Source organism: Sphingobium phenoxybenzoativorans (genome assembly GCF_001757355.1).
Lineage (GTDB): Bacteria > Pseudomonadota > Alphaproteobacteria > Sphingomonadales > Sphingomonadaceae > Sphingobium > Sphingobium phenoxybenzoativorans.
The window spans coordinates 1-723 of the sequence record NZ_MINO01000199.1; the positions used below are offsets into that span (position 1 = coordinate 1).

Annotated in this window: 1 protein-coding gene and 1 pseudogene; both read right to left on the bottom strand. The window is 69.8% G+C overall.

Features of this window, described 5'->3' with window-relative positions; translation table 11 throughout:
- Positions 1-209: pseudogene (locus BHQ40_RS24840) on the bottom strand (efflux transporter outer membrane subunit); the annotation flags it as partial.
- On the bottom strand, positions 206-723 hold a 518-nt coding region (locus BHQ40_RS24845; RefSeq protein ID WP_139139493.1), incomplete at its 5' end, for an HlyD family secretion protein. The gene BHQ40_RS24845 and the pseudogene BHQ40_RS24840, both read right to left, overlap by 4 nt.

Sequence of the window (723 nt, forward strand, 5' to 3'; positions counted from 1 at the left end):
TGGGACAGCGCCTGTTCGACCAGCGCCGTCAGCGCGGGATCGCCAAACGCCTGCCACCACGCCTTATCTAGTGGTGCGGCAGGCCCGGCGTCGGTCCGCCAGGCCGAAGGCGGCGCGACCGGCGCGACGTCCGCCGTCTCGACGGCCGGTCCGGCGCAGGCCCCCAGAATGGTCGCGGACGTCAGCAGCAGGAGGGACGCGCGCATCATTCGCTCGTATCGATCCGGATTTCGACCGACATGCCGGGCCGCAGCCGCTTCGCAAGCTCCTGCCCCGGATCGAGCTTCACCCGCACCGCGATCCGCTGCGCGACCTTCACGAAATTGCCGGTCGCATTATCGGGCTTCAGCACCGCAAATTCTGACCCGGCGGCGGGCGACATATTCTCCACCCGGCCCGACAGCTTGGCGCTGCCCAGCGCATCGACCTTGAACGTCGCCGGCTGGCCGACCCGCATGCCCCTGGTCTGCGCTTCCTTGAAATTCGCGATCACCCACATGTCGCGGGGGACCAGGAACATGAGCTGCGTGCCCGCCGTCACATAGGCGCCGCTGCGCACGCCGACCTCGGAAAGCTGCCCGTCCACCGGCGCGCGGATGACCGTATTGTCGAGGTCGATCTGCGCCAGATGCAGCGCCGCCCGCGCGCCCTCGACCGCTGCTTCCAGCCCGCCGCGCCCGACCAGCACGGACCGCACATCCTGCTGCCCGACCTGCTGCGCCG